Genomic DNA, 8,008 nt, shown 5'->3' with positions numbered 1-8,008 from the left:
GGGGCGGGGGGGGGGCCCGCCGCCGCCCCGCCGCGCGCGGCCCCGTCCGCCCCCTCACCCGGCCGGGGCCGGGGGCCGGCGTCCGGTCCCGGGGGGGCGCGGCCGTCGGCCAGGCCCCGTACGCCCGGGCCCGGCAGCGCGGCCGTCAGGCGTCAGCCGGTCGAGCAGCTCGGCAGGCCGGCGGTCTTCCCCGCCTTGATCTGCTCCAGCGACTTCGTGGCGTCCGCGATGGTCTTGACCCGTACGAGGGTGAGCCCGTCCGGAGTGTCGGCGGCGGCCGAGGCGCAGTTGTCGTCGGGTGTGAGGAAGTAGCGGGCCCCGGCGTCGCGGGCGCCGACCAGCTTCATGTTGATGCCGCCGATCGGGCCGACGGTGCCCGCGTCGTCGATGGTGCCGGTGCCCGCGACGAACTTGCCGCCGGTCAGGTCGCCCGGGGTGAGCTTGTCGATGATGCCGAGGGAGAACATCAGGCCGGCGCTCGGCCCGCCGACGTCCGCGAGCTTGATGTCGATCTCGAACGGGAACGTGTGGTCCGTGCCGGCCTTGATGCCGACGATCGCCCGGCCCTTCCCGCCCTCCTCGGCGCCGCCCTCGGCGGCGGGGGCCTTCGCGGTCGTGATGGTGACCTTCTCGTCGCCCTCGGGGGCGCGGCCGGCCTTCTCCGCCGCGGCGGCCTCGTCGGCCGGGACGATCGTGAAGGTGACGTTCTCGCCCGGCTTGTGCTCGGTGACGAGCTTCGCCACGTCGCCGGGCTCCTTGACCGCCGTGCCGTCGACGGCCTTGATCACGTCGCCCGCGTGCAGCTTGTCCTCGGCGGGGCTGTCCTTGACCACCGTGGAGACCACGACCTGTGTGGAGACCGGGATGTCCAGTTCCTTGAGGGCGGCCACCTTGGCGCTCTCCTGGGACTGGCTGAACTCCTCGGCGTTCTCCTGGGTGGACTGCTCCTCCGTCTTGCCGTCCGGGTAGAGCGTGTCGTGCGGCACCACGACGCTGTCGTGGGCCAGCCAGCCGTAGACGGCCTCGACGATGTTCATCCGGTAGTCCGCACCGGTGACGCGGACCGTCGTCATGTTGAGATGACCGGATGCCGGGTACGTCTTGCGACCCGAGATCTGCAGGACGGGCTCGCCACGCGCGTCGCCCAGGGTGTTCACCGTCGGTCCGGGGGACATCTCCGAATACGGCACTTTGATCAGCACGCCTGCGCAGAGCAGCGCGATGAGGACGAGAGTGGAGGCGAGCATCGTCGCGGTGCGGCGTGGCATGGAACGACAGTACGGGAAGGGCCTGTCAGTGCACCGCCGGGGCCGGTCCGTACGGGGTGACCGGAACGCGGCGGAAGGCGGTCACGCGGCGTGCGTCGGTCTCAGAGAGCCTCGGAACCGGAGTGCGATTTCTCCATCGCGTCACGGAACCTTGCGTAGCCGGCGAGTTCGGTGACATCGCCGGTCGTGCGATTGCGGGCAGCCCAACTCGCCCATATCGCACCACCGACAGCAGCGAAAAGTGGAATCAACAGCCAAGCGAGTGCCGCCATCACGACCTCCCTACCCCATGAGCGACCGGATGCCCGATCAGCAGATTAACGATCCGGAAGACCAACGCTCATGGCGGGGGTGCGGTTACGCAAATCGGGGCTGATGCGCCCCGGTACGGTTTGCGCTCAGCAGGCTCCGACCCACTCCTCCGTACCGTCCGAGAAGCGCTGGTGCTTCCAGATCGGAACCTCGTGCTTCAGGTCGTCGATGAGCTTGCGGCAGGCCTCGAAGGCCTCGGCGCGATGCGGGCAGGCGACGGCGACGACCACGGCCAGGTCGCCCACCTCCAGTTCACCCACTCGGTGGACGGCCGCCAGTGCACGGACCGGGAAGTCGGCGACGACCTTCTCCGCCACCCGGCGCATCTCGTCCTCGGCCGAGGGGTGACAGGAATAGCCGAGCGCTCCGACGTCCTGGCCCGCGTCGTGGTTGCGCACGGTGCCGACGAAGAGCGCGATACCGCCCGCCGCGTCGTCGCCGACGGCGCGGAAGACCTCGTCGACGGAGAGCGGGGCGTCCCGGATCGCCAGCAGCCGGATGGGGTCGGCCGCCGCGTGCTCGCCGGGGTGGTCATGGGTGGGTGCCATGCTCCCATCGTGCCGTACGGCTCCGACATCTCGGAATTGCCTGTTCTACCGGCGGCCGGCCGGCTGGTTTGGAGCCTCCTACAGGGGCCGCGCCCCGGGGCCCGGGCGCGGTGGGCTGTGCGTGGTCAGATGCGGCGGCGGGCCTTGCGGGCGCGGCGGACCACGGCGGCGGCGCCGAGCAGGGCGACCGTGGCTCCGGCGGCCCCGGCGGCGGTGGCGTCCTTGCGGCCGAGACGGCGGCCGGCGAGCGTGTGGCGGCCCTCGACCTCTTCGAGGAGGGCACCGAGCACTTCCTCGTTCGTCCACTTCGGCCGCCACCCCACGTCGTGCAGCCGGCTCACACTGACCACCCAGGGGTGCATCGTGTACGCCAGGTCGCCCGCGGGGGACGGGGTGAGGCCGATCCGGTGCAGCCGGGCGGCGGCCCCGAGCGCGACGGCGGAGGGCAGCTCCATCCGGCGTACGCCGCTGAGCTCCTCGACCTCCTCCTGCTCCAGCCAGCCGTCGCAGCCGACCGCGAACTCGCCGTCGATCTTCTCCAGGGCGGCGTACTCCAGCGCCGTCACCAGGTCCTCCACATGGCAGAACTGCCAGGTGGGGCGCGATCCGGCGACGACCAGGAGGCGCGGGGACTCGAAGTAGCGGGTCAGTGCGGTGTCGGTGCCGCCGACCAGGACGGTGGGGCGTACGACGGTGACATTGAGCCCGGGGTGGGCGCGGGGCGCGCGGCGGCCCAGCCGCTCGATCTCCAGGAGGTCGCCGACGCCGGTGGCCTCGGCGGTGGCGCGCAGCTCGGCGTCCTCGGAGAGCGGCACGTCGTTGTCGGCGAGCGCCCCGTAGACCATGGCCGAGGTGCACAGGACGACCCGGTGGACCCCGACGGCGGCCGCGGCGGTCAGCACGGTCTGGGTGCCGCGTACGTTGTACGCGGTGCGGGCGGCGGGGTCGGTCTCCAGGTCGAGATCGAGCGCCAGGTGCACGACGACGTCCGCACCGCGCAGCTTCTCGGCGATCGCCGGATCCCGTACGTCCAGGATGTGCCAGGTCGCCTCGGAGACCTCTCCGCGGCGCTCGTCGATCGCGATGACCTGCTTGATCTCCTCGGATGCGGCGAGGTGGGCGGTCAGCAGTTCGCCGATGCCGGTGGCGGCTCCGGTGACCGCGACGACGGGGCCCCGGTTCCTGGGGGCCCTGGGGCGTTTCTCTTCGGGCGCGTTCTCGGGCGAGGGGTCGGTCAGGTTTCGCGCTGCGCGAACCTGCGGATCTGGGGAACTCACCGGGCGTCTCCAGCGGTTGTCTTCAGTACGTACCCGAATGACGCGTACGTACCAGGTGGCGTCCATCCTGCCGCAGGCCGGGAGTCGGCGGAGCACTGAGGCCCGAAGCGGGCGTGGTGTCTACGCTGGATGGTGATGTCGGGCAGTCGCCGTCGGTTCGAGCCGACGGCCCTACGAGCCGAGGAAACCCGTGAGTGACACCCCATTCGGATTCGGCCTTCCGCCGGAGGAGCCGGAGAACGGCGACGAGGGCAAGAAGAAGGACCCCACCGAAGGTGGGCAGGGCGCGGGCGGGCCGGGAAACCCGTTCGGCTTCGGGCCGGGGGCGGGCGGGGACAACCCGTTCGCCGCAATGTTCGGCTCGATGAATCCGAACGATCTCGGTGCCGCCTTCCAGCAGCTCGGCCAGATGCTGAGCTACGAGGGCGGTCCCGTGAACTGGGACATGGCCAAGCAGATCGCCCGCCAGACGGTCTCGCAGGGTGCCCCGGACGGCTCCAAGGACGCCAGTGTCGGCCCGTCCGAGCGGACGGCGGTCGACGAGGCGCTGCGGCTGGCGGACCTCTGGCTGGACGACGTGACGTCGATGCCGTCCGGTTCGGTCTCCACCGTGGCGTGGAGCCGCGCGGAGTGGGTCGAGGCCTCGCTGCCGGCCTGGCAGCAGCTGGTCGACCCGGTGGCCGAGCGGGTGGGCCTGGCGATGGGCGATGTGCTGCCCGAGGAGATGCAGGCCATGGCGGGCCCGCTGATCGGCATGATGCGCTCCATGGGCGGCGCCATGTTCGGCCAGCAGATCGGGCAGGCCGTGGGCACGCTGGCCGGTGAGGTGGTCGGTTCCACCGACATCGGGCTGCCGCTGGGTCCTGCGGGCAAGGCCGCGCTGCTCCCGTTGAACGTGGAGAAGTTCGGCAAGGACCTCAGCGTCCCGCAGGACGAGGTCCGGCTGTATCTGGCCCTGCGCGAGGCCGCCCACCAGCGGCTCTTCGCCCATGTGCCGTGGCTGCGGTCGCATCTGTTCGGCGCCGTCGAGGCGTACGCGCGCGGCATCAAGGTCGACACCAGCAAGCTGGAGGACGTCGTCGGCCAGTTCGACCCCTCGCAGCCGGAGCAGCTGCAGGACGCGCTTCAGCAGGGCATGTTCCAGCCGGAGGACACGCCCGAGCAGAAGGCCTCCCTGGCCCGTCTGGAGACGGCTCTCGCACTGGTGGAGGGCTGGGTGGACGCGGTGGTCCACGAGGCCGCGAAGTCCCGGCTGACCTCGTCGGACGCCCTGCGCGAGACGATGCGCAGGCGTCGTGCCTCGGGAGGACCGGCCGAGCAGACGTTCGCGACGCTCATCGGTCTCCAGCTGCGCCCGCGCCGGCTGCGGGACGCCTCGCGCCTGTGGGCCTCGCTCACGGACGCCCGGGGTCTGGAGGGCCGGGACGCGCTCTGGGCCCACCCGGACATGCTGCCGACCGCCCACGACCTGGACGACCCGGACGGCTTCGTCCACCACGAGCAGGCCGACTTCTCCGAGCTGGACAAGATGCTCGGCGAGGCGGCGAAGGGCCCGCAGAAGCCCTCCGGGAGCGATGAGGACAAGGAAGACGGCAAGGGCGGCCCCGACCAGTGAGCCTGCGCGACGACGCCGTTCTCGTACTGAAGGGGTACGCCCCCGAGGGCTCCGAGGACACGCACGGTGACCAGGCGGAGCTGCGTCAGGCCTACCTGGACCATCTGGCACGCCACGACGACGGTATGTGGAAGGCGTGCGGGGCCGGGCATGTGACGGCCAGCGCCCTGGTCATCGACCCGGAGCGCGGGAAGGTTCTGCTGACCCTGCACCGCAAGCTCCGGATGTGGCTCCAGATGGGCGGCCACTGCGAGGAGCAGGACGCCACCCTGGCGGCGGCGGCGCTCCGGGAGGCGACGGAGGAGTCCGGCATCGCGGGGCTCACCCTGCTGCCCGGCGGACCGGTCCGGCTGGACCGGCACCCGATCCCGCCCCCCTGCAACTGGCACCTCGACGTGCAGTACGCCGCGCTGGCCCCGGCCGGAGCGGCGGAGCGGATCAGCGAGGAGTCCCTGGAGCTGCGCTGGTTCGGCTACGAGGACGTGGCCGGGGTGGCCGACGCCTCGGTCGTACGGCTGCTGGAAGCGACGCGGTCCCGGCTGTAGCGGCGAGGGCTGAACGGACATGCGTAAGGGGCGGCCTCTATAGAGGCCGCCCCTTACCGCTGTCCACCGCCGCGGTCTGCGGGTTCCGGTCAGTTCCAGGCGTTGTTCTGGTTCTGGCCGTGGGAGCCCTGCTGGCCCATGCCGAACTGGGCGCGGGCACCCTGGCCCATCTGGGCGTTCTGCGGAGGCATGACCTCGCTCGGCTGGACCAGCGCGAAGCCCTGGCCGAGGAAGCTCAGCTCCCAGCCCTCGCCGGTGTTGCCGCGACGCCGGAAGACACCGGAGGAGTGCGTCTGGGCCTGCATCTGCACGCGCAGGGAGCTGGACCAGGCGACGATCGCGTCCGCGTCGACGTTGACGTACTTCTCGGGGGTGACCTGCATCATCAGCGGCTGGCCCGAGGTCATGAGGGCGACCTTGCCCGAGCCGGAGATGTTGAGCTGGTACTTGCCGCTGCCGGAGATGCCGTACTGGCTGTCCACCGCGATGACCTCGGTGTGCAGCGAGGAGTCGAGCGCGAGGACGTAGGAGCTGTCCACGGTCATCTCCTCGCGGTCGACGTCCACGACGTGGATGTACTGCGCGAGGTTGGCGAGGTAGACGGTGCCCTGGCCGGACACGCGCATGAGATCGAGGCCTTCGCCGGTGCGCGCGCGGGCGTTGCGCTGGCTCCGGGACTGGTATTCGCCGTCGAAGTCCATCAGGCCCTGGTAGGCGACCATCGCGCCCTTGCGGGCGAGGACGTCGTCGTGGCCGGTCAGCGAGACCCGCAGGAGCTGCGGGTTCTGGATCGCGTACCGGTCTTGGGTCTGCTGCTCGGTGTGGCTGAAAAGCGGACTCTGCATGATGTGTTCTCCCTCCCCGTCAGTTCCGGATCCGCAGGCGGTCCGTGCTGTCCTCGCTCGGCTGGACGACGACGATGCCCTGGCCGGAGAAGGCCATCTGGTACGCCTCGCCGCTGCCCCGTCCGATCAGCGAGCCGGCCTTGAAGCTGCGCTTGCCCTTCACCTTGAGATTCGGGGACCAGGCGACGAGCGCGTCCGGGTCGACGTACGTCTCGTCCTCGCCGCGTCCGCAGTCGACGACGATCGGGGTGCCCCGGGAGGTGATGGCGACCCATCCGGTGCCCTGGACGACGACGTTCCACAGGCCCTGTCCGGCGAACTTGGCGAGCCCCTTGACCTTCTCGACGCCCCAGGTGAGGTGGGCGTCGAAGGCGAGGAGGTTGGTGCCGTTGACGGAGAGGGAGTCGTTGTTGAGGTTGATGACGACCACGTCGGCGCCGTAGTCGGCGAGGTAGAGCAGCCCGTCGCCGGAGCACTTCATGACGGGTGCGCCCTCGCCGGTGATCCACTGGGAGGCGATCTGCCGGACGGCCGGCGGGTTGGGCTCGTACTGGATGAAGCCCTCGTACGCCACCATCGAGCCGGTGCGCGCGTAGAGGTCCTGCCCGGAGGCCATGGCGACCTTGAGCATGGTCTTGCCGTGGTTCTCCATCCGGGCCGTGACGGGGGTCGGGGCGAAGCCCGCGAGTTGCTGGTTCATGACGGGCTCCCTCAGACCTCGTAGGGCTGGACGACGATGAAGTTGCCGGGGGCGCCCCGGAACTGGAGGTTCACGGTCTCCCCGCTGTGCCCGGGGTACGCGTTGCGGCGCAGCCGGACCTGGCTGGAGACGATCACCTGGGAGGCGGCCGACCAGGCGACCACCGCGTTGCAGTCGGCGAACGTGGTGGGCGTGACCGGCAGGACGACCGGGGTGCCGTGGGTCTTCACGATCACGGTGCCGGTGCCCTGGAACAGCATCGTGAACAGGGCGCCGCCCGGGATGCCGTGCCCCTCGACCCTGCGGACCTCGTACTGGAGGGACTCGTCGAAAGCGAGGACGCTCTCGGCGGAGACGCAGATACCGTCGCCCTGCAGTTCGATCGGGTGGAGGTGCGAGCCCTCCTCGGCGAGGAAGACCTGCCCGCGGCCCGTACAGCGCATCAGCTGCATCTCCTGGCCGGTGGCGTTGCCCACGGCGCGGCCGACGAACCCGGCGCTCTTGTAGCCGAAGTCCACCTTGCCCTGATACATCACCATGCTGCCCTGGCGGGCCAGGACTCCGGCTCCGCCCATGGTCAGGTCGACCCGCATGAGCTGCTGGTTCTGCGGGGTCCAGCGCTGCCCGGTCGCGGTCTCCTTGAACGGCTGGAGGGCAGCCTGAAGACCCGCGCCGGCGGCCGGCACGCCCTGGGGCACTCCCTGCGGGACGCCCGGGGGCATACCGCCGGGGGGCTGCTGACCGTACGGGGCCGGTGCGGGCTGACCGTAGGGAGCGGGGGCCTGCTGGCCGAAGGGTGCGGCGGGCGGGGCGCCCTGGCCGGGGACCTGGCCGAACTGCGGCTGCTGCGGCTGCTGCCGCTGGCCGTACGGGGACGGGGCCTGGGGCGCCTGCGGAG

Annotated in this window: 8 protein-coding genes; 2 read left to right on the top strand and 6 right to left on the bottom strand. The window is 71.2% G+C overall.

The features are described 5' to 3' along the window. Window positions 1–152 precede the first annotated feature (152 nt). The 3 genes from JS521_RS31080 to JS521_RS31070 all read right to left on the bottom strand — a co-directional run bounded on the left by JS521_RS31080 (window position 153) and on the right by JS521_RS31070 (window position 3,405). Complete coding sequence (locus JS521_RS31080; protein ID WP_205086262.1) at window positions 153–1,268, bottom strand: YlbL family protein; 1,116 nt, start codon at window positions 1,266–1,268, stop codon at window positions 153–155. Between the two features lie 398 nt (window positions 1,269–1,666). Continuing rightward, window positions 1,667–2,128 (bottom strand): molybdenum cofactor biosynthesis protein MoaE, encoded by a 462-nt coding sequence (locus tag JS521_RS31075; RefSeq protein ID WP_205086261.1) that lies wholly within the window; start codon window positions 2,126–2,128, stop codon window positions 1,667–1,669. A 125-nt stretch (window positions 2,129–2,253) separates the two neighbouring features. Then, on the bottom strand, window positions 2,254–3,405 hold the full coding sequence (locus JS521_RS31070) for an SDR family oxidoreductase (protein WP_205086260.1): 1,152 nt from the start codon (window positions 3,403–3,405) through the stop codon (window positions 2,254–2,256). Window positions 3,406–3,595: 190 nt separating this feature from the next. Between JS521_RS31070 and JS521_RS31065 the strand changes: the two genes are divergently transcribed. Together JS521_RS31065 and JS521_RS31060 are read left to right on the top strand one after the other, a co-directional pair. Next, window positions 3,596–5,020, top strand: coding sequence for a zinc-dependent metalloprotease (locus tag JS521_RS31065; RefSeq protein ID WP_205086259.1), 1,425 nt, complete (start codon window positions 3,596–3,598; stop codon window positions 5,018–5,020). Beyond that, a complete protein-coding gene (locus JS521_RS31060) occupies window positions 5,017–5,565 on the top strand; it encodes an NUDIX hydrolase (protein ID WP_205086258.1) in 549 nt (182 codons plus the stop codon). The genes JS521_RS31065 and JS521_RS31060 overlap by 4 nt, the downstream gene beginning before the upstream one ends. 89 nt (window positions 5,566–5,654) lie before the next feature. Here JS521_RS31060 and JS521_RS31055 read toward each other — a convergent pair whose 3' ends face one another. From JS521_RS31055 to JS521_RS31045, 3 genes are all read right to left on the bottom strand, one after another. Further along, window positions 5,655–6,410, bottom strand: coding sequence for an AIM24 family protein (locus tag JS521_RS31055; RefSeq protein WP_205086257.1), 756 nt, complete (start codon window positions 6,408–6,410; stop codon window positions 5,655–5,657). Between the two features lie 19 nt (window positions 6,411–6,429). Then, the gene (locus JS521_RS31050) at window positions 6,430–7,110 is read right to left on the bottom strand and encodes an AIM24 family protein (protein ID WP_205086256.1); all 681 of its coding nucleotides are present in this window, start codon (window positions 7,108–7,110) and stop codon (window positions 6,430–6,432) included. An 11-nt stretch (window positions 7,111–7,121) separates the two neighbouring features. Continuing rightward, a partial coding sequence (locus JS521_RS31045; protein ID WP_205086255.1) for an AIM24 family protein occupies window positions 7,122–8,008 on the bottom strand: 887 nt, incomplete at its 5' end.

The organism is Streptomyces durocortorensis (genome assembly GCF_016901035.1).
In the GTDB taxonomy this organism is placed as follows: Bacteria; Actinomycetota; Actinomycetes; order Streptomycetales; family Streptomycetaceae; genus Streptomyces; species Streptomyces durocortorensis.
This window is presented reverse-complemented; position numbering and strand designations above follow the sequence as displayed.

What these genes read in the sequence shown, in the direction of transcription:
- JS521_RS31080 (WP_205086262.1), bottom strand. Translation starts at nt 1,268, where the DNA reads ATGCCACGCCGCACCGCGACGATGCTCGCCTCCACTCTCGTCCTCATC.
- JS521_RS31075 (WP_205086261.1), bottom strand. Translation starts at nt 2,128, where the DNA reads ATGGCACCCACCCATGACCACCCCGGCGAGCACGCGGCGGCCGACCCC.
- JS521_RS31055 (WP_205086257.1), bottom strand. Translation starts at nt 6,410, where the DNA reads ATGCAGAGTCCGCTTTTCAGCCACACCGAGCAGCAGACCCAAGACCGG.
- JS521_RS31050 (WP_205086256.1), bottom strand. Translation starts at nt 7,110, where the DNA reads ATGAACCAGCAACTCGCGGGCTTCGCCCCGACCCCCGTCACGGCCCGG.